At 43.8% G+C, this 22,446-nt stretch carries 26 protein-coding genes; 16 read left to right on the top strand and 10 right to left on the bottom strand.

Going from position 1 to position 22,446, the window contains the following annotated elements; translation table 11 throughout:
* Nucleotides 1-35 precede the first annotated feature (35 nt).
* Nucleotides 36-809: an enoyl-CoA hydratase/isomerase family protein gene (locus FFF34_008780; GenBank protein TSD67469.1), complete on the top strand. Its 774-nt coding sequence runs from the start codon at nucleotides 36-38 to the stop codon at nucleotides 807-809.
* 12 nt (nucleotides 810-821) lie between these two features.
* On the opposite strand, the gene FFF34_008775 is transcribed toward FFF34_008780, so the two are convergent.
* The 4 genes from FFF34_008775 to FFF34_008760 all read right to left on the bottom strand — a co-directional run bounded on the left by FFF34_008775 (nucleotide 822) and on the right by FFF34_008760 (nucleotide 2,867).
* On the bottom strand, nucleotides 822-1,211 hold the full coding sequence (locus FFF34_008775) for a hypothetical protein (protein ID TSD67468.1): 390 nt from the start codon (nucleotides 1,209-1,211) through the stop codon (nucleotides 822-824).
* Nucleotides 1,212-1,244: 33 nt separating this feature from the next.
* Nucleotides 1,245-1,877 carry an HAD family hydrolase gene (locus FFF34_008770; protein ID TSD67467.1) on the bottom strand — a complete coding sequence of 211 codons (633 nt, stop codon included), beginning with the start codon at nucleotides 1,875-1,877 and terminating at the stop codon, nucleotides 1,245-1,247.
* 88 nt (nucleotides 1,878-1,965) lie between these two features.
* Nucleotides 1,966-2,478, bottom strand: coding sequence for a GNAT family N-acetyltransferase (locus FFF34_008765; protein ID TSD67466.1), 513 nt, complete (start codon nucleotides 2,476-2,478; stop codon nucleotides 1,966-1,968).
* Nucleotides 2,479-2,531: 53 nt separating this feature from the next.
* Entirely contained in the window at nucleotides 2,532-2,867 is a 336-nt protein-coding gene (locus tag FFF34_008760; GenBank protein TSD67465.1) for a cupin domain-containing protein, read from the bottom strand.
* 113 nt (nucleotides 2,868-2,980) lie between these two features.
* Between FFF34_008760 and FFF34_008755 the strand changes: the two genes are divergently transcribed.
* From FFF34_008755 to FFF34_008745, 3 genes are all read left to right on the top strand, one after another.
* On the top strand, nucleotides 2,981-3,883 hold the full coding sequence (locus FFF34_008755; GenBank protein TSD67464.1) for a J domain-containing protein: 903 nt from the start codon (nucleotides 2,981-2,983) through the stop codon (nucleotides 3,881-3,883).
* Nucleotides 3,884-3,899: 16 nt separating this feature from the next.
* Nucleotides 3,900-4,193, top strand: coding sequence for a MerR family transcriptional regulator (locus FFF34_008750; GenBank protein TSD67463.1), 294 nt, complete (start codon nucleotides 3,900-3,902; stop codon nucleotides 4,191-4,193).
* Nucleotides 4,194-4,288: 95 nt separating this feature from the next.
* A complete protein-coding gene (locus FFF34_008745; GenBank protein ID TSD67462.1) occupies nucleotides 4,289-4,597 on the top strand; it encodes a hypothetical protein in 309 nt (102 codons plus the stop codon).
* 91 nt (nucleotides 4,598-4,688) lie between these two features.
* On the opposite strand, the gene FFF34_008740 is transcribed toward FFF34_008745, so the two are convergent.
* From FFF34_008740 to FFF34_008725, 4 genes are all read right to left on the bottom strand, one after another.
* Nucleotides 4,689-5,024 carry a hypothetical protein gene (locus FFF34_008740; GenBank protein ID TSD67461.1) on the bottom strand — a complete coding sequence of 112 codons (336 nt, stop codon included), beginning with the start codon at nucleotides 5,022-5,024 and terminating at the stop codon, nucleotides 4,689-4,691.
* Nucleotides 5,017-5,499, bottom strand: coding sequence for a PA2169 family four-helix-bundle protein (locus FFF34_008735; GenBank protein ID TSD67460.1), 483 nt, complete (start codon nucleotides 5,497-5,499; stop codon nucleotides 5,017-5,019). Before FFF34_008735 ends, FFF34_008740 begins: the two co-directional genes overlap by 8 nt.
* Before the next feature lie 82 nt (nucleotides 5,500-5,581).
* On the bottom strand, nucleotides 5,582-6,040 hold the full coding sequence (locus FFF34_008730) for a GNAT family N-acetyltransferase (protein TSD67459.1): 459 nt from the start codon (nucleotides 6,038-6,040) through the stop codon (nucleotides 5,582-5,584).
* Between the two features lie 6 nt (nucleotides 6,041-6,046).
* Complete coding sequence (locus FFF34_008725; protein TSD67458.1) at nucleotides 6,047-6,823, bottom strand: Fpg/Nei family DNA glycosylase; 777 nt, start codon at nucleotides 6,821-6,823, stop codon at nucleotides 6,047-6,049.
* Nucleotides 6,824-6,947: 124 nt separating this feature from the next.
* On the opposite strand from FFF34_008725, the gene FFF34_008720 reads away from it, so the two are divergent.
* Genes FFF34_008720 through FFF34_008710 form a run of 3 tightly spaced genes read left to right on the top strand, consistent with a single transcriptional unit; the run spans nucleotide 6,948 to nucleotide 8,994 of the window.
* The gene (locus FFF34_008720; protein TSD67457.1) at nucleotides 6,948-8,006 is read left to right on the top strand and encodes a type III polyketide synthase; all 1,059 of its coding nucleotides are present in this window, start codon (nucleotides 6,948-6,950) and stop codon (nucleotides 8,004-8,006) included.
* 4 nt (nucleotides 8,007-8,010) lie between these two features.
* Nucleotides 8,011-8,502, top strand: a complete 492-nt coding sequence (locus tag FFF34_008715; GenBank protein ID TSD67456.1) for a hypothetical protein — start codon at nucleotides 8,011-8,013, stop codon at nucleotides 8,500-8,502.
* Between the two features lie 30 nt (nucleotides 8,503-8,532).
* Nucleotides 8,533-8,994, top strand: coding sequence for a DinB family protein (locus FFF34_008710; GenBank protein ID TSD67455.1), 462 nt, complete (start codon nucleotides 8,533-8,535; stop codon nucleotides 8,992-8,994).
* A gap of 95 nt (nucleotides 8,995-9,089) precedes the next feature.
* Here the strand turns inward: FFF34_008710 and FFF34_008705 are convergent, their stop codons facing one another.
* On the bottom strand, nucleotides 9,090-12,104 hold the full coding sequence (locus FFF34_008705) for a DUF2723 domain-containing protein (protein ID TSD67454.1): 3,015 nt from the start codon (nucleotides 12,102-12,104) through the stop codon (nucleotides 9,090-9,092).
* Nucleotides 12,105-12,276: 172 nt separating this feature from the next.
* Between FFF34_008705 and FFF34_008700 the strand changes: the two genes are divergently transcribed.
* The 7 genes from FFF34_008700 (at nucleotide 12,277) to FFF34_008670 (ending at nucleotide 19,283) form a co-directional block, all read left to right on the top strand.
* On the top strand, nucleotides 12,277-13,935 hold the full coding sequence (locus tag FFF34_008700; GenBank protein TSD67453.1) for a capsule assembly Wzi family protein: 1,659 nt from the start codon (nucleotides 12,277-12,279) through the stop codon (nucleotides 13,933-13,935).
* Nucleotides 13,936-14,100: 165 nt separating this feature from the next.
* Complete coding sequence (locus tag FFF34_008695) at nucleotides 14,101-15,297, top strand: DUF2130 domain-containing protein (GenBank protein ID TSD67999.1); 1,197 nt, start codon at nucleotides 14,101-14,103, stop codon at nucleotides 15,295-15,297.
* 107 nt (nucleotides 15,298-15,404) lie between these two features.
* Nucleotides 15,405-16,469 carry a M20/M25/M40 family metallo-hydrolase gene (locus FFF34_008690; GenBank protein TSD67452.1) on the top strand — a complete coding sequence of 355 codons (1,065 nt, stop codon included), beginning with the start codon at nucleotides 15,405-15,407 and terminating at the stop codon, nucleotides 16,467-16,469.
* Between the two features lie 70 nt (nucleotides 16,470-16,539).
* Entirely contained in the window at nucleotides 16,540-16,875 is a 336-nt protein-coding gene (locus FFF34_008685) for a four helix bundle protein (GenBank protein TSD67998.1), read from the top strand.
* A gap of 60 nt (nucleotides 16,876-16,935) precedes the next feature.
* Nucleotides 16,936-18,270, top strand: a complete 1,335-nt coding sequence (argH, locus tag FFF34_008680) for an argininosuccinate lyase (GenBank protein ID TSD67451.1) — start codon at nucleotides 16,936-16,938, stop codon at nucleotides 18,268-18,270.
* A 37-nt stretch (nucleotides 18,271-18,307) separates the two neighbouring features.
* Nucleotides 18,308-18,508: a YwbE family protein gene (locus FFF34_008675; GenBank protein TSD67450.1), complete on the top strand. Its 201-nt coding sequence runs from the start codon at nucleotides 18,308-18,310 to the stop codon at nucleotides 18,506-18,508.
* Nucleotides 18,509-18,596: 88 nt separating this feature from the next.
* Nucleotides 18,597-19,283 (top strand): DUF1345 domain-containing protein, encoded by a 687-nt coding sequence (locus FFF34_008670; GenBank protein TSD67449.1) that lies wholly within the window; start codon nucleotides 18,597-18,599, stop codon nucleotides 19,281-19,283.
* A gap of 41 nt (nucleotides 19,284-19,324) precedes the next feature.
* On the opposite strand, the gene FFF34_008665 is transcribed toward FFF34_008670, so the two are convergent.
* Nucleotides 19,325-20,674, bottom strand: a complete 1,350-nt coding sequence (locus FFF34_008665) for an MFS transporter (GenBank protein ID TSD67448.1) — start codon at nucleotides 20,672-20,674, stop codon at nucleotides 19,325-19,327.
* Nucleotides 20,675-20,845: 171 nt separating this feature from the next.
* On the opposite strand from FFF34_008665, the gene FFF34_008660 reads away from it, so the two are divergent.
* The gene (locus FFF34_008660) at nucleotides 20,846-22,132 is read left to right on the top strand and encodes a DUF2851 family protein (GenBank protein ID TSD67447.1); all 1,287 of its coding nucleotides are present in this window, start codon (nucleotides 20,846-20,848) and stop codon (nucleotides 22,130-22,132) included.
* Nucleotide 22,133: 1 nt separating this feature from the next.
* On the top strand, nucleotides 22,134-22,355 hold the full coding sequence (locus FFF34_008655; protein TSD67446.1) for a PspC family transcriptional regulator: 222 nt from the start codon (nucleotides 22,134-22,136) through the stop codon (nucleotides 22,353-22,355).
* Nucleotides 22,356-22,446 lie beyond the last annotated feature (91 nt).

Raw genomic sequence — 22,446 nt, 5'->3', positions numbered from 1 at the left:
AAAATTGCTGATATTGCCGCAACATCCCATTAATTATGAGCTTAACGGATAACGGGCACGTAACACTTAATAACAGTACTGATGGTATTGCTACCATTAGCTTTTATCATCCTGCGCAAAACTCGTTGCCGGCCCATTTGCTACAGCAACTCACCAATGCCATTAAAACTGCCGGTGCCGATGCAAACACACGTGTAATAATATTAAAAAGTGATGGCGACCGCACATTTTGCGCCGGTGCCAGCTTTGACGAGCTATTGCAGATAAAAGATAAAGCAGCCGGTGCGGTGTTCTTCTTGGGTTTTGCCAACGTTATTAATGCCTGCCGCAAGTCGCCAAAAATAATTATAGCCCGTGTGCAGGGCAAAGCTGTTGGCGGCGGTGTTGGCCTTGCTGCTGCTGCCGATTACTGCCTGGCTACCGAAGCAGCATCTGTTAAACTAAGCGAACTGGCCATAGGCATAGGGCCATTTGTAATATCACCAGCGGTGATACGTAAAGTTGGCTTGCCCGCTTTCTCGCAGCTAACCATACGGGCGGTTGATTTTCAGACAGCGCAATGGGCCCGCGAAAAAGGGCTTTATAACGAGGTTTATAGCGACGTTAGTCAATTAGATGAGGCATTGGTCGCCCTAACCCAAAAACTCGCCTCGTACCACCCTCAAGCGCTTGTAGGCCTTAAGCAAATACTATGGGAGGGCACCCAAAACTGGGACGAACTGCTTGCCGAACGTGCCGCCATAAGTGGCGAACTGGTACTGTCGGAATTTACCCAGCAGGCTTTAAAGGGTTTTTTAACAAAAAAGTAACAGTAAACTTATTTATGGGGCGGTTGGCGATACTGGCGTAACCGACATAACGCTATCTACCACAAAATTGCTTACCCCGCGCCATGGCAGCGTGTGTAAATACTCTTTATAATGCAATTCCAGCATGGCACCTGCGCTGTGGTTAAGCTTATCGGCCACCTTAGGGTCGGTTACCGAAAACATAAACTCGTTTGATGATATATTGCCCTGGGTTTGCGACCGGATGCCGCTTTGTATTAAACGGCCCTCGTAGGTTTTAAACATATAGCCCTTTTTTACAAAATAGTTCATGCTGCCGGCTTTGGTACCTTCGCCAAAAACAAAATAGTAGCGGTAATAAACAACACCAATTATAACTACTGTTAAAACCAGTATAATAATGGTTAATACGCGTCTTTTCATGTGCTAAGCTTTTCAACCTAACACCAATAAGGCTTATAAGTTTAAAAAATAATTAGTTAGCGACGGAAAATCGTCAAACTTAAGGTCGTGATCGTCTGTTTCGCCAAAACCATAGCTTACAAAAACAAAGGGGATGCCTGCTAAACGGCTCTGCTCGCCATCACCGGCGGTATCGCCTACATATACAGGGTTTTTTAAATGATGCTTATCCATCAGCAATTTAATGTTGTGGCTTTTAGGCATAAAGTTTACACCGTAGGCAAATTCGTCGGTTATGTAATCGTCAATGCCGGCCCAATCAATAAACTGGCGTATAATGCCTGCCGCGCAGTTGCTTAATATCAGTAACGGGTATTTTTCGGATAGTTGCTTTAAGCCGTCTTTAACGCCATCGTATAATATGCCGCCCTTTTCGCGTATCAGGTTATGCCGCCTGCTATTTACTTCTGCATAGATCTCAAAGCGTTTTTCGGGCTCAAATTCGGGCATTAGCTCAGCTATCACTTTTTTGCCTTCCCAGCCCACCATGCCCGCTAAAACATCGCGGTGAATGGTTTTATCAATGCCTAAGTCGGCAAAGACAACGTTCCAGGAGTGTGCATAGGTATCAACAGCATCCCAAAGGGTGCCATCCATGTCAAAAATAAGGCTATCGGGCTTTTGCATATCAGGTATATACTAATTGGTGAAATTAATTATTTATGCCAACATACCGCCCAATGTTGCATTTATTATATTATAATGCAGTTCAATTTTATACCGCCTTGTGCAGCTTAAACATCTCAACAGGTTGTTTTAAAATGCCGTTTCGCTCGGTAATGATGAGAGGGATGGTTTCGCCGGTTTTAGTGTAGCCGCGTCGCTCATACCAATTCAGCAGTTCGGTGCGGGTGGTTATCACTGTCATAGCTACGGTATGGTGGTTGATGCTGCGGGCATAGTCTTCGGCAGCGGCTAAAAGTTGCCTGCCAATGCCGTGTGCCTGCAGCGTGGGCGATACCGTAAGCATACCCAGGTATAAAACGTTGCCCGGCTTTTTAAGCAGGTACACACAGGCGGTTATATTGCCATCCGCATCAGTGTTTTTAAGTATAGTTGCATTTGGGTCGCTCATTTGCTCAATAAGGCCTTCCTCATCAATACGTTGCCCGTCAATTAAATTAGCCTCGGTGGTCCAGCCTTTTTTAGAGCTTTCGCCCCGGTAGGCCGAATTTACCAGCGTAACAAGTTCGGGTACATCAGTAAGGGTAGCAACAGAGATAGCCATAGCAATAGTATTTGCGGCAAATGTATTAAATAAGGCTAAAATTTAATGCTTGTTTATAGCTGTTTGTAATCCTGGCGCACGGGGCTAAAAACATCAATCAGCTTACAATTGGTTATGGCCAGGCCGTTGTGCACCGCGTTTGATGGAATCACCGCAAACATGCCCGAATCAAGTATTTGCGGTATGCCGCCTACGGTTAATTGAAACTGCCCCTCTATCACAAACGATAATTGCTCGTGCACGTGGCTATGGTCGGGCACGGTACAGCCAGCTGCCACTTCAATAAAGTTGATGGTGTTGGTATCGGTATGTATCAGTTTACTAAAAAAGCCGGGAGCTATCTCTTTAGTATCGATGTTTGAAAAATGGCGGAAGATGCTGGTATCCATATTTGATGTAATTAGCCCTGTTATAATTGAGAGACCGATACCAAATTTATATAATACTACCGTAATTTAAAACTTAGCTTTGTATTAACCGTTTTAGGTATACATAATTAATTATGGCATTTATAGATTATTATAAGATTTTAGGCGTAGATAAAAACGCGACCGATAAGGATATAAAAAATGCTTACCGCAAACTTGCGCGCAAACACCACCCCGACCTTAACCCCAACAACCCCGAGGCCGAAAAGCAATTTAAGCTGGCCAACGAGGCCAACGAGGTGTTAAGCGACCCCGAGAAACGCAAAAAGTACGATAAATACGGCGAAAACTGGCAACACAGCGATGCCTACGAACAGCAGGCACGCCAGCAGCAGCAATACCAGCGCAGTAATGGTGGCGGTTTCGGCGGGTTTGATTTTGGCGGTGGCGGCGGTGGGGATTTTTCTGATTTCTTTAACTCGATGTTTGGCGGCGGGCCGGTGGGTGACAGCGGCAGGCAATCGCAGCGCTACCGCGGGCAGGACCTTAACGCCGAGCTGCAGCTGGATTTGCGGGATATTATGGAATCGAAAAAGCAAACCATTACAGTTAACGGTAAAAACATACGCTTAACCATTCCCGCGGGTATCGAAAATGGGCAAACTATAAAAATAGCTGGCCACGGTGCGCCGGGCAGCAATGGGGCACCCGCCGGCGACCTGTACATTACCTTTAATATACCCGAAGATCCTGAATTTAAACGCGTGGGTAGCGATTTGTACCGAACAATTGATATTGACCTTTACACAGCCGTGTTAGGCGGCGAAATTACTGCAAGCACGCTAAGCGGCAAAGTAAAGCTAAAGGTAGCCCCAGGCACACAAATTGGTACTAAAGTTAAGCTAAAAGGCAAAGGTGTACCGGTTTACAAAAAGGAAGGACAGTTTGGCGACCTGTATTTAACCTATAACGTACAATTACCAACTAAGTTAACAGACAAACAACGCGAGTTATTTGAACAATTAGCTAAATCGTGATTTAAACTTAAGCGCTATGAAAACCGAAAATTTAATATCCGTAAGCGATTTTTGTGTTTACCACCAGGTAGATGGCACCTTTGTTAGCTACCTGCAGGATGCCGGTCTGGTTGAGGTGATTGTTGTGGATAAGCAAAACTGTATCCCGGTTGATGAGATACAAAAGCTGGAGCGTTTAGTGCGCCTGCATAACCATTTAGAAATTAACGAACCGGGTGTGGCAACCATAAATAGTTTGCTGCAAAAAATAGAAGATATGCAACAGGAAATGAGTTATTTAAAGAGCCGTTTAAAGCTCTACGAAGACTGATATTCCAAAAAAGTGTAAGTTTTTATTAAACCATGGCATAGTATTAGTGTCTGATGCTATATAGAAACATTAATAGTAACTAAAACTTACAGACAATGAAACTGATAAAATTTTCGATAATAGCACTGATACTTACTGTGTCATCTCAACTTGTAAAAGCACAGGTTAGCGTAGGCATAGGTGTAAATTTAGGTACACCCGTTAGAAGGGTATATGTTGAAAGGCCTTATCCCGTTTATGAAACTTATCCGCGTACCGTATATTATGAACAACCGGTAGTTTACAGAAGCTATCGCCCGGTATACCGCACCCGTTACTACGAACGCCCGGTTTATCGCCGCCAGGTTGTTTACCGCGAACACTTTTATCGTGGTCATGGCCGCGGACATGGCAGAAGATGGTAATCATATAAAATTAAAAAGCCCCGATATACGGGGCTTTTTTTTATGCTTTATAATAATTGTGGCCAATATGTTCAATCGCGGCAATATCTGCTTAATATAACTCATCTGCCTTGCCCGAGTTTGGGCTTAATATTTTGCTTAAGTTATACTCGCGGTTATCTTCAATGTCGTCACCCTTTATAAGGCCTTTATTAAAAAGGCGCGTTAGTACTTCTTGGGCGTTTTTTTGGTGGATTGCTATATCCGTTTCGGGAGCCAGCTTGGCTAGCTTTTTTGCAACACGTACAGCAGTAGCATACTCTAATTCGGCCAGCGCATAAACCACGTTATCCTGCACCGAAGCTGCAGCATCGTATTTTTGCGGTACATGCAGGGGGCTGTATTCTTTTAAAAATTCTTGATCCGGGCTGTCCATAACTTTAAGCATGTTGTTTAACTTTAGTAGAATCGCGAAGGGCCTTAATAGCATCATGCGCCATTTTTAAGCCATTCATTTGGTTGTTAAGCAAGCTTAGTATCTTTTCGTCTTCCCATATCAGTTCCTTATCATCCAAAGCTCTACGGTAGGCGCTTTTGGCTATATCTTCGCCATATTCGCAGTCGGATAATATAGAATGTTCATCCGCTTTGGAGAAAGCCGATTTAACATCTATCCAGGTATGGTAAAACTTGCCCGATAGGGTGGTGCCATCGGTTGGCGAACCGCCAAGCAGGTGTATAAAGTCGTTAAGTTCGTTTACGTAGCCCCTGCTTTGATCGGCATAGCCTTCAAAAACCATCTTCAGGGCCGGGTCCTGTGTGTTTTCAATACCTTTTTGGTACCCCATTATCCTGTCGTTATTTGTTTTTATCAGATCGTTTAAAGCTGATATTTGGTGTTGTATATGTTGTAATGTTCCCATTGTTGTCGTAGTTTACTACTAAACAGAACATTTTGGTTAATTGTTTTAACTGTATTGAAAGTAATTTTCGCTAAATATTGTATTAAATATTAACCTGGTACACAAAGTGTTGGTCGTCGGGTTGCTGTTTAACAAAGCCTATATTTTCGTACAGGCTTTGCGCGGTGGTGTTGTTTACCTCGGTCTCTAACTGAAGGTACTTTGCACCCTTGTCTTTAGCAAATACCATGGCTGTTTTTATAAGGGCTTCGCCAATGCCCTGTTGCCTAAACGCGGCATCTACATATAGATCGTTCAACAGCCAGTTTTTAGTAGCCCTTACCGATGACAGCAAGGGGTATAACTGTGTAAAACCGGCGGGGATATCGTCGTTATGCCCGGCTATCGCAACAAATATTACCGACTCGTTATTGTGCAGCCGCTCATGTATAAACCGCTCAGCCAGGGCTATATCATCTTTTTGGCGATAGAACATGCGGTATTGGTTAAATAATGCGGTAACCGTTTGGTATTCATCAGCGTTTATCCTTTTGATCCTCATAACTGCTTAGTTAAATAGTTCCTGCTCGTTGGTGTAATAGGTTTTGCGCCCGGTATCTTTCATTAAAATTTCGGCACCGGTTGGGCTGTGCTTTTTTTTGGAATTATGGATATTCAAAAAATCGCGTATCTCGCCGGCAATAATATCGGGTTTGGCTTTTATGATCTGCTCTTCAGCGTGCTTTAATACCGATCTTATCGACCCGGCCAGATCATCCACCTTATCCTTAGGTATTTTGTTACTTACCGAAAAGGGTGATATCCGCGCGTCCCAAAGTATTTCGTCGGCATAAGCGTTGCCAATGCCGCGTATTATCTTTTGATCGAGTAACACGGCCTTTACATTGGTTTTGGTTTTTGCCAGTCTTTGTTTCAAATAGTCTGGTCCGGCTTCAGGTGCTATGGCATCAGGCGCTTCCTTTTCTTCGGGGTTAAGAGTAGGGTTGGCTATCCCCTGATAATCGGTTAGGGCTAAACCGCTATCGTCGGTAAACAACAGTTCTATTATGGGGTACTTGTTATCATTTTTACCTTCAAACAAAAATAATTTACCGTTCAGCATCAGGTGTAAGGCTAAAATATCGCCCTTGCTAAATTTAAAATACAACTCTTTACCGTCGCGGTACACCCTGTCAAGCTTTTGGCCTTGCAAGGTATCGGCTAATTGCTGATGGGTCACATTTAATTTGGGTGCTTTATGCACGGTAATTTGTTTAACAGTTTTGCCGGCTAACCTTTTATTAAGGTTGTGGCTAAATACTTGCAAGTCGGGTAATTCGGGCATTGGATTTGTGTTATTTGATGTAATTTACAAAGCTTGGCTAAAATTGAAACAATAGCTATTAATAAAAGTTATCAACCATCACGTACTTTATTACGTACTTTAATTATATAACCACTGATACACAATGCCATTTATAACAGCAGTTAGTAAAATAGATCTACCGGATAAAACCATCCAGCAAGAGGTAAGAGAGCAGGCGCGCGATATGTTTGCCACAGATTTTCCGCAGGTAGACAGGCTGATACAAGCCTTTGACAACACCGGCATAATTACCCGCAATTTTGTAAAGCCCTTAAGCTACTATGCCCAAACTACTACCTTTAAGCAGCGTAACGACGAATATATAAAACTGGCACTGCAATACTCGGTTGAATCAGTGCAGGCGGCTATTACAAAGGCAGGTATTGATAAAAGCGATATTACCGATATAATATTTGTATCTACCACTGGCCTGGCCACACCCAGTATGGATGCGCTTATTATTAACCAGCTGCAATTAAACCCGCATATTACACGCACGCCCGTTTGGGGCCTGGGTTGCGCGGGTGGGGTAGCGGGTATGGCAAAAGCTAATACTTTGGCAAAAGCCAATCCCGACGCGGTGGTATTACTGGTTGCTGTGGAGCTGTGCAGCTTAACACTTATAAAAAGCGACTACAGCAAAAGTAACTTCATAGGTTCGAGCTTGTTTTCTGACGGTATTGCGGCGGTTATTGTTAAAGGAGATAACCATGCCAGCCCCAATAAAACAGTAAGCATACAGGCAGCAAGCAGTAAGCTCTATTACGATTCGCTGGAGGTAATGGGCTGGGATTTTAGGGATGATGGATTTAAGGTGGTTTTTTCTAAAGACATACCTACATTTATACACCAAAACATTGCTGCCGATATTGAAGCCTTTTTGGCAAAGCAAGGGTTAAAGCTAAGCGATATTAAGAACTTTGTTTTTCATCCCGGTGGTAAAAAGGTGCTGGAGGCTTATGAAGACGCGCTTAAAGCCGATGGCGATTTTTTAAAAAACACCCGCGAGGTGATGAACGATAATGGCAATATGTCCAGCGTGACGGTTTTATACGTACTTGAAAAATTCATGACCGAAGGGTTTACTGATGGCTATGGTTTAATGCTGGCCATGGGCCCCGGCTTTAGCAGCGAAATGGTGTTATTAAATATGAAAAACTAAGCCAATGATATTCATCCTGTTTCTTGTTTTCCTTATTGTACAACGCCTTACCGAACTATTTGTATCGGCTCGTAACGAAAAATGGCTGCTTGCCAACGGTGCGGTGGAGTATGGTAAAGCGCACTACCCCTATATGGTAGCCATGCATACGCTGTTTATTATATCGCTTATAGCCGAGTATATATGGCGGGGCACCAATGCGGTAAATTACGCGCTGCTTATAGTATTTTTTGTACTGATCATGCTAAAGTTCGTGGTTATATCTACGCTGGGCTTTTATTGGAATACCAAAATATACCGTGTGCCGGGTACAGCGCCGGTAGCAAGCGGCATTTATAAATACGTAAAACACCCCAATTATATAATTGTTATTTTAGAGATAGCAATTATACCTTTAACGTTTAACCTATATTACACAGCCATTGCATTCAGCATACTAAATGCTGTTATGTTAACAGTGAGGATAAAAAAGGAAAACGAAGCATTGGCCATATAATGCTATGTAAATAGTGCTAAACTCCTGTTAATGCAAAATCAATATCAAAACCTGTTTGAGGGGGCTTTTGATACATTTAAGGTATTTGATAACCTTACTGTAGCCGAGGCTGCAAATGTACCGGCAAATGCCCCGAAATCTATCTGGCAAATACTAAACCACCTGGTGGTTTGGCAGCGCTACCATATTGCCTGCATTAAAAACATTGAGCAATGCTTTGAACTGGATGAGTATGAAAGCTGGATAGAAACGCAGGTAGACAACCAACAGGCGCTTGACGGCCTGGTAGCCACCTTTTACCGGCAGCAACAGCAGGTAATTGATGCTATAGCCACATTCGGCGCTAAAGAACCTTACCTGCAAAAAAAGTTAAAATACGTTCAGGAACTATCTGTACACCTCTCTTTTCATGTTGGCGAAGTTGTTTTAATGCGCCGGATGTATGGCAATTACCCATTGCCGCACCAAATGAAAGAGTTTTTAGGTTTGTAATTACACAATCTGCAGAGGTCTTTTCGGCTAATACAAAGCAACAAAAAAGGAATTGTATCATACAATTCCCTTTTTTTATACAGATGGCTAATGAGTTACTGCCCCATTATACTTGAGAATTGACTTAAGTAATTTTTCAACTCCGCATCAATTTTATTGCTAAGCGCTGTTTGATGGTAGGTTTTGGTGTACTCCATTAACCCGTTCATTACCTGCAGGCCTATCTGCACATCGCGCATGTTTACATTTTCGCGGTTGTTTTTAAGCAGGTAAGCATTGTAGTTTAACTGATCTACCAGGTACGCGTTAACAGCGGTTGCTATTTTGTTACCCAGGGCTATATCACCTAATTTATAGGCAGATTGCGCCAAAAACAGTTTACGGCCGGCTACATCAATGTAGGGGTTAATTTCGGGCATTTCCTTGTCGTATTTATGCAGCAGTTTTAGGGCAAGGTCGTTATGGCCTTCCTGCATCAGGTTTTGTGTAAGGTCTAAAAAGGTGGTTAACATAACCGGGTAAAACATACCGGTAGATTCATGATCTAAATACTTAGCCGTTTTAAAGTTGCCATACTTAAACTTGTTCATCATGTTATCATACATCACCAGGCTGTTGGTTTTGCTTAGCTGGTCGTGGTTGGCGGTATCGGCTTTTAAAGGCAGCAGGTGATAGGTAAAACCTTCTTTATACAAGTAAGGCTGTAAACCTATCAGGTTATCATTGCCAATGGTGGTAGTAAAGCAAATGGGCCTTTTCCAGTTGTTATGCGCCAATATGTCAAATATGGCCAGGTTTTCCTTAGTTACATAGTTTGATGTAAAAGTAAAATCTACACTTGTAGCAAGGCGGGCTTTTTGGTCGGGAGTAATTACGCCGTATTTAAGCACCTCATCGGCATTAACCGGGATGGACAGCTTTTTGGTTGGCAAATAATTAACGCTTTCACCATCATTGGTTTGGCCCTGCAGTGTTTTATCGTCGGTGGTGATAAAATTAAATATCTCTTTAATATCAACGTAGCCCGGCAGGTTTTTATCGCTGTAATAGATCACATCCCTAACGCCTTCCTTATATTTATCATAAGGCATGGTAATAGGCAAAGGATCGCTTTGGTTCATCTTTTTCTGCATCTGGCGTATATACCAGTCGCCGGTGAACAAGCTTAAGTTAACAATCCGCACATCGGGGCGTATACCTTCTACTTCCTGGTCGTACCATAACGAGTAGGTGTCATTATCGCCGTAGGTGAACAAAATGGCATTTGGCGGGCACGATATCAGGTAATTATAAGCCATATCGTGCGGCGTCATCTTGGTCGATCTATCGTGCGATTGCCATTCTTTTGATGCCAGCAATACAGGCGCTATTAGCAAACCAATACCAATAGATATATAGGCCGATGTGCGGATGTTCACCTTTTTGCTCAGCATATCGGCTATGCCGATAACGCCCAAGCCTATCCATATCGCAAAGGCGTAAAACGAGCCTACGTACGAGTAATCGCGCTCTCGGGGCTGTACATTGGCCTGGTTAACATATAATACAACCGCTATACCGGTAAAAAACCACAGCATAGCCACAATAAGCGCGTCGCGTTTTTTACGCTCCGAATGATATATCAGGCCTATCATGCCCAATAAAAACGGCAGTGCGTATAATGGGGTATAGGTATGGCTTTCGGTAACTGTTTTTGGCAGGTGGCTGGCTCCGTTAAACAGGCCGGCTGTCCAGTTGCCATCAATAGCGGTGGTGCTGGTTTGCCCGTCCTGGTCGTTGTAACGGCCAACAAAATTCCATAAAAAGTACCTGAAATACATTTGGTATACCTGCCAGCTCATCAGGTACCTAAAGTTGTCCCAGGCGGTTGGTTCCTGGTTTTCGCCCAGTTGCAGCCATTGGCGGTAAAACTGTATATCCTGTGGGCTCGAGCTGTAAAAACGGGGGAACAAATGCGTTTTATCGTACACGTAATCGCTGCGTTTACCGGCAACTTCGTATTTGGTATCACCCTTGCGGTAAATGGTGCTGCCTTCTTTCTGATCGATAGGTTTCGAATCAAAATATGGCCCGGTCAGTAGAGGGTTTTCGCCGTATTGAATACGGTTTAAGTAACCGTAAAGGGTAAAAGCGTTATCGGGGTGCGAGTTGTTTAAATTGGTATTAGCCGTTGCACGTATAGGGATGTAGGCAAATGAGCCGTAGCCAAAGTAAATAAAGGCCAGACACAAAAATGCCAGGTTTAGGGTTGGTTTGTTGGTGCGGATACTGTAGATGATACCGCCAACTAATACTGCGACTATCAGCAATAAGAAAAACAGCGCACCTGTGCCAAAGCCAAGCCCAAGCGAGTTAACAAAAAACAGATCGAAATAAGCGGCGAACTTAACAGTGTAGCCCCTTACGCCATACTGCACCAAGCCCAGTATAAGCACGCTTATTAAAAAAGCTATTATCGCGCTTTTGGTAGTGATATTTTTATACCTGCGGAAGTAATAAACCAGCGCAATGGCAGGTATAGTAAGCAGGTTAAGCAGGTGTATGCCTATTGACAGGCCTATTACATAAGCAATAAAAACTATCCAGCGGTCGGCACCGGGTTCGCCGGCATGGTTTTCCCATTTTAATATGGCCCAAAATATAAGCGCTATACATAACGATGATAGGGCGAAAACAATAGTTTCAACAGCCGAAAACCAGAAGGTATCGGTATAGGCAAATGCCAGGGCACCAACCAGGCCGGCACCCATAATTAAGATAGTTTGTGCCCCGCCAAAATCTTTTTCGCGGCCGGCAACCAGCTTTTTGGCAATAGCGGTAATGGTCCAAAACAAAAACATAACCGTAGCGGCGCTGGCAATAGCCGATAGCATATTGGTGTAGTAAGGTACTTTAGCATTATTGCCAAACGACAGCAGCGAAAATACCTTGCCCAGCATGGCAAACAAAGGGTAACCCGGCTGGTGCGATACCTGCAACCTGTATGCGCACGAAATAAACTCGCCACAATCCCAAAAACTAACGGATGGTTCCAGTGTTAAGGTGTAGGTTACTGCGGCTATAACAAAGCAAAGCCAGCCTAAAAGGTTATTAATTTTATTGTATTGCATGTGTAACAGGTGTTATTAAGCGCGGCAAATATCAGTATTTTTTGTAGCTTGTTTTTTATAAACAGGTGCAGTTTAATAAATTTAACACAATTTAACGCCGTAAACAGGCGGGTAATTTTAATTAATGCTGTAAATTTTAATGTTACAATAAATAACGCTTATTTTGCTGTATATGCTAAAAAATCGCGTTCAACTGCCAGGTAAACTTATTTTATTGTTGTGCTTAATAGTATCGTCATCAAAAATAAGCAAGGCGCAATCGGTTTATTTGCCTCAATCATACCAGTTCAATCAAAAATTTAATGCCGACCTGTATTCAAAAGGTACGGCACTGCATACATCGCTTCGCCCGTTTTTAATAGACAGCACCCTGCAAACCCGGTACAACCAGTTAATGCTTTTAGGCGTAGATAGCAGCCACAAAAGCTGGTTGATGCGTAAATTGTTTAACGAGCATTTAATAGATGTTAAAACAAAAGAGTACACCTTTTACGGCGATTTCCTGACCGAAAATATAGTTGGTAAGGATTTTGAAGATAAAAATGCCATAGCCAGTGTGAGGCCTGTGGGTTTTTTATTTAAATCGGCTTTGGGGCTAAATACACGCGGTTTTCAGTTTGGTGGTACGGTAGGCACTAAATTTTCCTTTTACACCAGCGGTTACGAAAACCAGGGTGCTTTTGCCGATTATTACACCGATTATGCCCGCAAGATACGTTTTGTGCCCGGCCAGGCCTATGACCGTACGCTTACTAAAAGCTACCGCGATTTTTCGTACGTAACGGCCCTGCTATCGTACACGCCTGTAAAACAGCTTAATATTACTTTGGGGCAGGATAAAACCTTTATAGGCGATGGTTACCGGTCGTTGTTATTGTCAGACAATGCGGCTAATTATCCCCTGCTGCGGGCAACAGCGCATGTAGGTAAGTTTCAATATATGATGATGTGGGCCTACATGCAGGACCTGCTTATTAAAAAGTTTGACACCTTTGGCAGCAACCGTCGCAAATGGGCGCTGTTCCATTACCTCGATTATAATGTAAACAATAACCTGTCGTTCGGCTTTTTTAACGCCTATATAGCACCTGAGGCCGATGATCAGGGCAATACCAGGCCTTTTGATGTAAACTTTATTAACCCGTTGTTATTTTCAAGCAAATTTGGGCCATCAGGGCAGCCGGGCAATGCCTTAATAGGTTTTACAGGCAAGTATAAAGTGTTTGACAAAAGCGCTGTTTACGCCCAGTTCATCATAGATAGGTTTGAAGGTAGTACCTTTTTATCGGGCAATAGCACCAATAATACCAATAACACAAACGGCTTGCAGGTAGGTATACGCGGCGCGGACATCTTCGCGGTTAAAAACCTTAACTACCTGTTTGAATTTAATACCGTAAAGCCTTATACCTATATGAATGGCCGCACGCTAAGCAATTACACCTTTTACAGCCAGCCATTAGGAGACCCGCTGGGAGCTAATTTTAGGGAGCTGATTGGTATAATGAACTACTCGGTTGGTAAATTTGATTTTCAGGGGCAGTTGATGTACGCTAAATACGGCCTTGATGCCAGCGGCGATAACAACGGTAAAGACCTTACCCGGCCTTTATCGCCAACCCTTACAACCAGTACTGTAGGGCAGGGTATAGGTACTAACCTTTATTACACCGAGGGTACTGCATCGTACCTGATAAATGCTAAATACAACCTGCGGTTTGAATTGGGTGCCATTTACAGGCAGGAGAAAAACGACCTGGGCGATAAAAAAGCCGCCATACTAACCTTTGGCCTGCGCAGTACCTTCAGAAGTTTATATCACGATTTTTAGGATATAAAATATACGCCGCCGGATAATTTACCGTTCGTATACTTTTAAAAAATGCTTTCCTATCTTTGATAGGCATTGCATTATCAATGCAAAATTTCTATAAATATTATGGCTACAGAAGTTAAGTGCCCCAGCTGCGGACATGGTTTCCCGATTGAGGAAGTAATGGCCGAGGAATATAAGCAGCAGCTTAGGGCCCAGATGGCAGATTATAAAAAGCAGAAAGAAGATGAGCTTCGTAAAAAAGAAGACGAATATACCCTGCGCGAGAAGCAGCAACAACAGCTTTTTGAACAAAAACTTAGCGATGAAAAGAAGCAACTGCAATTAACGCTGGAAGAAAACCTGCGCAAGGCCATTGCCACCGATTTTGAAAATCAGTTAACCATGCTGCAAAAATCGGTAAACGACAGTGCCGAAAAGTTAAAGGAATCGCGCCAGAAGGAACTGGAGTTTTTACAGCGCGAGCAATCTCTTAAGCAAAAAGAAGAAGAGATGGAAGTTGCCCTGCAACGCAAGTTACAGGAGCAGCGTGCCGAAATTGCCGAACAGATACGCAAGCAGGAAATAGAAAAATATTCCATTAAGGATACCGAGCACCAGCTAAAGGTAAAGGAGATGGAGAAACAGCTGGAAGACCAGAAAAAACTGGTTGACGAGATGAAACGCCGCGCCGAGCAGGGGTCGATGCAGTTGCAGGGCGAGGTGCAGGAGCTAATACTGGAAGAACAATTACGCAGCTACTTCCCCTTTGATGTGATAAACGAGGTGGGAAAAGGCGTGCGTGGTGCCGACTGTGTGCAAACTGTACGCAATCAGTTTGGGCAGGAGTGCGGCAAAATTATTTACGAAAGTAAACGCACCACCGCTTTTGCCGCCGACTGGATAGATAAGCTTAAAAAAGATATGCGCGCCATGGGCGTTGATGTGGCCGTTATAGTTACCCAATGCTACCCAAAAGGTATGGATTGCTTTGGCGAAAAGGACGGCGTATGGATATGCAGCTTTGATGAGGTAAAAGCCGTATCGTACATACTGCGCGATGGGGTGGTAAAACTCGCCAATTTGGCCAAAGCACAGGATAATAAAGGCGATAAAATGCACCTGTTGTATGATTACCTTACCAGCAGCGAATTTTCGGAACAGTGGAAGGCCATACGTGAGGGGTATATGAGCATGCGCCTGTCTATCCAAAAAGAGCGCGACGCAATGGAAAAGATGTGGAAATCGCGCGAGAAACAACTGGATAAGGTTTTACTGAATGCCGCCCATATCAAAGGATCGGTAGAGGGTATAGCAGGCAGCGATATGATACAGCTAAGCCTTAGCGATGATGACGATGAACCTTTACTGCTTGATTAACCACCGCGCAGTAAGGGAGTAACCATTTGCAGGCCCTGCGTTGCAGCCTTACACGAAAAACCTTACTTTTACCGTTTTTAGCACCGGGAACATATTCCTGACAATTTATGGCGGATATAACAGCATTATCGCAACAAGCCTTACAGCTATTACAGCAATTAATTTCGATACCATCTTTTAGCAAAGAGGAAGACCGCACGGCCGACCTTATAGAGCAAACCTTACAGCAGCATGGGGTAATTACACACCGTAAGCTAAATAACATTTGGGCCTGGAACAAGCATTTTGATGCCGCAAAACCCACCATTTTACTCAATTCTCACCACGATACGGTTAAACCTAACTCGGGCTATACGCGCGAGCCTTATGATGCCAAAATAGAGGAGGGAAAACTGTTTGGCCTGGGCAGCAATGATGCAGGAGGTTGTTTGGTATCGCTGATATCGGTTTTTTTATACTATCACGATAAAGAAAACCTGAACTATAACTTTTGCCTGGCTACCACTGCCGAAGAGGAAATATCGGGTGTGAATGGCTTGGAATTGATCATACCCGAATTAGGTAAGCTTGATTTTGGCATAGTAGGCGAACCTACCCTGATGGACCTGGCCATTGCCGAACGCGGCCTGATGGTGCTGGATTGCACCGCCTACGGCAAAGCAGGCCATGCCGCCCGCGAAGAGGGCGAGAATGCCATTTATAAGGCATTGGCAGATATTGAGTGGTTCCGCACGTTTAAATTTCCTAAAGAGTCGGAAGTTTTTGGCCCCATAAAAATGTCGGTTACCATTATTAACGCCGGTTCGCAGCATAATGTGGTGCCTGCCACCTGTGTATTTACAGTTGATGTAAGGGTGACCGATGCCTACCGTAACGAGGAAGTGTTGGATATCATTCGCCAGCATGTAAGCTGCGATGTAAAGCCGCGCTCTATCCGTTTAAAACCATCCTCGATTGATAAGAACCACCCATTTGTACAAGCAGGAGTAAGTTTAGGTAAATCCACTTACGGCTCGCCAACCACATCAGACCAATCGCTGCTGGATATCCCATCCATAAAAGTTGGCCCCGGCGATTCGGCACGCTCGCACATGGCCGATGAATATATTTATGTGGATGAAATTGCGGATGGGATAGATACTTATATAGCGATGTTAGATAAGATCGTGTGATTTTAGATGTTAGATTTACGATTTTAGATGTTTTGAATAGTAAACTAAATTGATTGTGGATAGACAAGTAATGCTTTCAAGGACTAAGCAGTATGCCATAGCAAATGCAAAATTGGTGTTGAGCATTCCTGTTAATATGGTTAACCGCAATTATTGCGACCAGTTAGCCAGAAGTGCCAGTTCTACCGGAGCCAATTACCGGGCGGCCTGCAGGGCCAAATCAAAAGCTGATTTTATTAATAAACTTAAAATAGTTGAAGAAGAATTGGATGAGACCATGTTTTTTCTGGAACTTCTTGTTGAACTCAATCCTGACCTGAAAGAAAAAATAACTCCTATCTACAAGGAAGGGAACGAACTTCTTTCTATAATTGTATCATCAATAAACACTTTACGCGCAAAGTGAATTGATTTTCGGGTTTTAGACAGTAAATCTAAAATCGTACATCTAAAATCGTAAATAGCAATGAGTAAATTATGGCAAAAAACCACAAACGTTAATCAACTGGTAGAAAACTTTACGGTAGGCCGCGACCGCGAGCTTGACCGCGAAATGGCTGCCTTTGATGTTTTAGGTTCGCTTGCTCATACGCAAATGCTGCAATCTATCGGTTTGATGGATGAAGGCGACCTGGCAGTAGTTCAAAAAGAACTGAAAGCCATTTATGCTGATATTGCCAATAACAGCTTTATTATAGAGGATGGTGTAGAGGATGTACACTCACAGGTAGAGATGCTGCTTACTCAACGTATTGGCGAGGCTGGTAAAAAAATACACAGCGGCCGTTCGCGTAACGACCAGGTGCTGGTTGACCTGAAATTATTCTTTCGCCATAAATTAAAAGAGGTTGTAGAAGAAACCCAAAACCTGTTTGGCCAGCTGATACAACTGAGCGAAGAACATAAAGACGTATTGTTGCCGGGGTATACCCATTTACAGGTAGCCATGCCTTCATCGTTCGGCTTGTGGTTTGGGGCTTATGCCGAGGGCTTGGTTGATGACCTTGAAATGGTTTTAGCCGCCTGGAAGATCACGAACAAAAACCCATTAGGTTCGGCAGCGGGATATGGCTCCTCGTTCCCCTTAAACCGTACGCTTACCACCCAATTATTGGGTTTTGAAAGCCTGAACCATAACGTAGTATACGCGCAAATGGGCAGGGGTAAAACCGAGCGCGTTATAGCGCAGGCCTTATCATCGGTAGCGGCAACTTTGGCTAAAATGGCTATGGACCAATGCCTGTACCTGAGCCAGAATTTCGCCTTTGTAAGTTACCCCGAAAACCTGACCACCGGCAGCAGTATAATGCCGCATAAAAAAAACCCTGATGTTTGGGAAATAATACGCGGCAAATGCAACCGCCTGCAGGCCTTGCCAAACGATGTGGCCATGATGACTACCAACCTGCCATCGGGCTACCACCGCGAGTTGCAACTATTAAAAGAATTGTTGTTTCCGGCTTTTACAGATTTGATAGACTGCCTGCAAATGGCCAAATTTATGCTGGAGAATATCAGCGTAAATAAAAATATATTGGATGACTCCAAATACGCCTACCTGTTTAGCGTAGAGGTGGTGAACAAAGCTGTGCTAAACGGCACACCTTTCCGCGATGCGTATAAGCAAGTGGGTTTAGCTATTGAGCAGGGTAATTTTGATCCTGATAAAACCGTTAACCACACTCATGAGGGTAGTATAGGTAATTTGCAAACCAAAGAAATAAGCGCGGCAATGGTCAAAGTTGTAAGCAGTTTTGATTTTGCAAAGGTGGATGAAGCGATAAAGGCGCTTGTTAAATAATCTGTGTAATCATAAAATAATCGGTGTAACTATAATTATGAACGGCCAAAACAGAAGCGACATATACCCCGGACTGGAAGTAGATATCATCCTTAAAAAAGATCAGCGCAGCGGCAAACTAACGCGTGGCATTGTTAAAGATTTGCTTACAAGTTCGTCTTTCCATTCCCGCGGAATTAAGGTACGTTTGGAAGATGGCCAGGTAGGCCGCGTCGCCGAAATTGTAGAGGAAGATTGATGCTTCGCAGTTCATGGATCATAGCTTATGGTTCATAGAAGTTGCTGCAGCTACCATGAGCTATAAACTATTAACCATGAACTAACCGATGCCCTTAGTAAAACCCAAAAAGTACCTTATCCTTCGTTTAGATGCCAATTACAGGCTTTTAGTATCATTCCTCGTAGGCGTAGCTGCATTTTTTATGGTTAGGCACATACCATCGGTACCCGAGGTTACATTAATAGTATGGATAGCGGTTGCTTTGAGTATTATTATACTGGACTGGATAACTATTATTTGGGCGCACCCCAAAGAGATACGCGAAGTAGCCAGCCTGGAAGATAGCAGCCGCTATATGATATTTTTATTTGTGATGGTAGCATCGCTGGTAAGCTTGCTGGCTATTGTATTGCTGCTAAAATCAAGTAAAGGTCAGGATGACGCTACCGTAGGTACCTATGTTATTTTAGCTATGTCGGCAGTAGTGGTATCGTGGTGGTTGGTGCATACGGTATTTACCATGCGCTATGCCCACTTATTTTATACCATGGATAAAGGTAAAAAAACACCACTGGGCGGCCTGGAGTTTCCGGGTAATGAAAAGGAACCCGATTATATGGATTTCGTCTACTTTTCTTTCGTGGTAGGGATGACCTTCCAGGTATCAGATGTGGAGATATCCTCTAAACATATCCGCCGCCTGGCATGGGCCCATGGGCTTATCGCTTTCGCCTTTAATACAGCAATTGTAGCGTTAAGCATCAATGTGATATCGGGGCTGGTATCTAAGTAAGGGACTCACCTAAATCCTCTTCAGGAGAGGACTTAAAAAGGCTATTTTTCTTTTATCTCCCTCTCCTTTGGAGAGGGCTGGGGTGAGGCTTCCTCTATCTTCGAGTGCTTTTGCGTATCGTTCATGGTCATGTAAATAATAAGCGATACAGCTATACAGGCGGTAACATACCAGTAAAACCATTCTTCGTGCCCGTGCTGTTTAAAGGATAGGGCAATATACTCTGCCGAGCCGCCAAATATAGATACCGCAATGGCATAAGGGAAACCCACACCCAATGCACGCACATGCGCCGGGAAAAGTTCGGCTTTTACCACCGCGTTAATGGCGGTGTAATTACTTACCACCAGCAGTGCCAGCATAATAAGCCCAAAAGCTGTCCAAAAGTTGTTGGTATGGCTTAAAAACAGTAAAATAGGTAGGGTGGTAATAGTGCCCAATATACCAAATGCTTTTAGCATAGGCTTGCGGCCTATCTTGTCGGATACCCACCCATACAGTGGTTGCACCAGCATAAATACAATAAGGGTAAGGCTTGATATCAGCGTAGCCGTATTTTTGCTGAAACCGTTGGTGTTCACCAAAAACTTTTGCATATAGGTGGTAAAGGTATAAAAGGCTACCGTGCCGCCTAAAGTGAGCCCAATAACCGTTAATACAGCCCTGGGGTGTTGTGACAGGGCCCTTAAAGTGCCGCGCTTATGCTTGTGTGTATCATCCTGCTTGTGCAGCACTACCGATTCCTGTAAACTGCGGCGCAAATAGGTAACAATAATGGCCAGCATGGCACCAACGGCAAACGGTATGCGCCAACCCCATGCGTGTAACTGTGCTTCTGTTAAAAAAACGCGCTGCAATAATATCAGCACACCCAAAGCTATCAGTTGCCCCATAATCAGGGTGACATATTGGAAACTGGAATAAAAACCCCTGTTTTTTTTGGTCGCCATTTCGCTAAGGTAAGTGGCACTTGTACCATATTCGCCGCCTACGCTTAGTCCTTGTACAATACGGGCAAACACCAATAAAATAGGTGCAGCTATACCAATATGTTTATAGTCGGGCGTTATGGCTATCATGAGCGAACCCGCGCTCATTAACAATACCGAAAATGTTAACGCGGCTTTACGGCCGCGCTTGTCGGCAAAGGTGCCCATCAGCCAGCCGCCTACGGGTCGCATTAAAAAGCCAATGGCAAATATGCCGGCGGTGTTAAGCAATTGCGCCGTTTGGTTGTCGCTGGGGAAAAACGCCCCGGCAAAATACAGCGAAAAGGCCGAGTATACATACCAATCGTACCACTCCACCAGGTTACCCAGCGAGCCGCCAATGATAGACATTACCCGGCTTTGGGCGGTTGCGGGATGATTTAAAGGTGATGTTACAGGCATTTGGGCAAGATAAAAATAATTGTTTAAATCTTTATTCGTCATTGCGAGGTACGAAGCAATCTCTATATAAGCAGGGCTGCTCTTTATGTGTAGAGATTGCTTTGTCGCTATGGCTCCGCGCAATGACGTTTGGGGATTTGTTAGTATGCCGCAACTTGCTTAACTTGCTGTATGCTTTTCACCGAAGATTTTTTGCACTATGTATGGAAGTTTCGCCTGTTTGACAGGCTGAACCTGCAAACTACCCAGGGCGAGGAATTGGAAGTGTTTTCGGCAGGCTTACACAACACCCATGCCGGTCCCGATTTTCATAACGCGCGCATCCGTATAGGCAATACCGTTTGGGCAGGTAATGCCGAGCTGCACCTGTCATCGTCGGATTGGCAGCGCCACGGGCATACTACCGATAACGCTTATGACAATGTGATACTGCATGTGGTTTACCGCGATGATGTACCCCTGCTGCGCCCTGATGGCAAACGCGTGCCCACACTCGAGTTAAAAGACCGTATAGCAGCCGATCTGTATGGGCGTTACCACAACTTAATTTTTGGCAATCAAACCATTATCCCTTGCGAGGCAGGTATTGCCAGGGTAGATGGGCTGACCATGCAAAACTGGCTTACCCGTATTTTGGTTGAGCGCCTGGAGAAGCGGTCGCAAACAGTAATTGCCGCTTTAACGCAAAATAAAGGCGATTGGGAAGAAACCTTTTACCAGTTTTTGGCGGCCAACTTTGGCTTTAAAGTAAACGCGCTGCCTTTTGAATTGCTGGCAAAATCGTTACCGCAGCAAATATTGGCAAAAAACAAAAATAACCCCATGCAAATTGAGGCGCTGCTATTTGGGCAGGCAGGTTTTTTAAAAGACACCCACACCGACGAATATCCTGTTGCCCTAAAAAAGGAGTACGATTATTTAAGAAAGAAATACAGTTTAACCCCGATAGAAAACCATTTGTGGAAATTCCTGCGGATGCGGCCTCAAAACTTTCCTACCATCAGGCTGGCGCAGTTTGCGGGGCTGGTGGTACAGAGTAATCACTTATTTTCGAAGATACTGGACATAAAGGAGGTGAAGACACTGCGCGAGCTTTTTAACAATACCCCTATTAACCCTTACTGGGAAACCCATTACCGCTTTGATAAACCATCTAAGCCAATGGGCAAAAGTTTGGGACAGGCATCGGTAGACACCTTGTTACTTAATACTGTGGTATTATTTTTGTTTAGCTATGGTAAGCACCTGGGCCTGCAGCATTTTGTAAGCAGGGCTTTAAAGCTGTTGGAAAATATTCCCGCCGAGCAAAATAATATTACAATTGATTTTGCTAACTTAGGTGTGAAAATTAATACGGCTTTTGAGTCGCAGGCGCTGCTGGAGTTGAAAAATAATTATTGCGATTATAAGAAATGCCTTGCTTGCGGCGTTGGTAATAAAATATTAAAACCTGCCTGATATGCTACAACAGATCATCACCTTTTTTGAGCGGTACTCCTTTGGGGTATGTACCTATCTTGGCGAGCGTTTTAACGTGTCTATCTCCAAGATCAGGTTATTTTTTATCTATTCATCATTCCTGGCAGTGGGTTTCCCGCTGGTGTTTTACTTCTTTGCCGGTATCGTGCTTGATTTTAGGAACTACATTAAACGCAGCCGTACCAGGGCAGTAGATATGTAGTAAATAAAATGCATTGTCATTTCGAACGAGGTACGAGGAGAAATCCTGTTCGAATGACCGGTTGACTACTTAGCAAAATGAACAAGATTTC

The sequence above is a fragment of the Inquilinus sp. KBS0705 genome, assembly GCA_005938025.2.
Taxonomy (GTDB): Bacteria; Bacteroidota; Bacteroidia; order Sphingobacteriales; family Sphingobacteriaceae; genus Mucilaginibacter.
The sequence above is the reverse complement of the archived record's forward strand: the minus strand, read 5'-3'. Positions and strand labels throughout refer to the sequence as shown.

Bases quoted from the DNA above. Each gene is read 5' to 3' on its own strand.
- FFF34_008755 (TSD67464.1), top strand. From the start codon at position 2,981: ATGGCATTTATAGATTATTATAAGATTTTAGGCGTAGATAAAAACGCG.
- FFF34_008695 (TSD67999.1), top strand. From the start codon at position 14,101: ATGGCCGAGGAATATAAGCAGCAGCTTAGGGCCCAGATGGCAGATTAT.
- FFF34_008745 (TSD67462.1), top strand. From the start codon at position 4,289: ATGAAACTGATAAAATTTTCGATAATAGCACTGATACTTACTGTGTCA.
- FFF34_008765 (TSD67466.1), bottom strand. From the start codon at position 2,478: ATGGCTATCTCTGTTGCTACCCTTACTGATGTACCCGAACTTGTTACG.
- FFF34_008660 (TSD67447.1), top strand. From the start codon at position 20,846: ATGCTTTTCACCGAAGATTTTTTGCACTATGTATGGAAGTTTCGCCTG.
- FFF34_008685 (TSD67998.1), top strand. From the start codon at position 16,540: ATGCTTTCAAGGACTAAGCAGTATGCCATAGCAAATGCAAAATTGGTG.
- FFF34_008740 (TSD67461.1), bottom strand. From the start codon at position 5,024: ATGCTTAAAGTTATGGACAGCCCGGATCAAGAATTTTTAAAAGAATAC.
- FFF34_008710 (TSD67455.1), top strand. From the start codon at position 8,533: ATGCAAAATCAATATCAAAACCTGTTTGAGGGGGCTTTTGATACATTT.
- FFF34_008705 (TSD67454.1), bottom strand. From the start codon at position 12,104: ATGCAATACAATAAAATTAATAACCTTTTAGGCTGGCTTTGCTTTGTT.
- FFF34_008690 (TSD67452.1), top strand. From the start codon at position 15,405: ATGGCGGATATAACAGCATTATCGCAACAAGCCTTACAGCTATTACAG.
- FFF34_008675 (TSD67450.1), top strand. From the start codon at position 18,308: ATGAACGGCCAAAACAGAAGCGACATATACCCCGGACTGGAAGTAGAT.
- FFF34_008670 (TSD67449.1), top strand. From the start codon at position 18,597: ATGCCCTTAGTAAAACCCAAAAAGTACCTTATCCTTCGTTTAGATGCC.
- FFF34_008700 (TSD67453.1), top strand. From the start codon at position 12,277: ATGCTAAAAAATCGCGTTCAACTGCCAGGTAAACTTATTTTATTGTTG.
- FFF34_008780 (TSD67469.1), top strand. From the start codon at position 36: ATGAGCTTAACGGATAACGGGCACGTAACACTTAATAACAGTACTGAT.
- FFF34_008760 (TSD67465.1), bottom strand. From the start codon at position 2,867: ATGGATACCAGCATCTTCCGCCATTTTTCAAACATCGATACTAAAGAG.
- FFF34_008770 (TSD67467.1), bottom strand. From the start codon at position 1,877: ATGCAAAAGCCCGATAGCCTTATTTTTGACATGGATGGCACCCTTTGG.
- FFF34_008735 (TSD67460.1), bottom strand. From the start codon at position 5,499: ATGGGAACATTACAACATATACAACACCAAATATCAGCTTTAAACGAT.
- FFF34_008730 (TSD67459.1), bottom strand. From the start codon at position 6,040: ATGAGGATCAAAAGGATAAACGCTGATGAATACCAAACGGTTACCGCA.
- FFF34_008665 (TSD67448.1), bottom strand. From the start codon at position 20,674: ATGCCTGTAACATCACCTTTAAATCATCCCGCAACCGCCCAAAGCCGG.
- FFF34_008775 (TSD67468.1), bottom strand. From the start codon at position 1,211: ATGAAAAGACGCGTATTAACCATTATTATACTGGTTTTAACAGTAGTT.
- argH (TSD67451.1), top strand. From the start codon at position 16,936: ATGAGTAAATTATGGCAAAAAACCACAAACGTTAATCAACTGGTAGAA.
- FFF34_008715 (TSD67456.1), top strand. From the start codon at position 8,011: ATGATATTCATCCTGTTTCTTGTTTTCCTTATTGTACAACGCCTTACC.
- FFF34_008655 (TSD67446.1), top strand. From the start codon at position 22,134: ATGCTACAACAGATCATCACCTTTTTTGAGCGGTACTCCTTTGGGGTA.
- FFF34_008720 (TSD67457.1), top strand. From the start codon at position 6,948: ATGCCATTTATAACAGCAGTTAGTAAAATAGATCTACCGGATAAAACC.
- FFF34_008750 (TSD67463.1), top strand. From the start codon at position 3,900: ATGAAAACCGAAAATTTAATATCCGTAAGCGATTTTTGTGTTTACCAC.
- FFF34_008725 (TSD67458.1), bottom strand. From the start codon at position 6,823: ATGCCCGAATTACCCGACTTGCAAGTATTTAGCCACAACCTTAATAAA.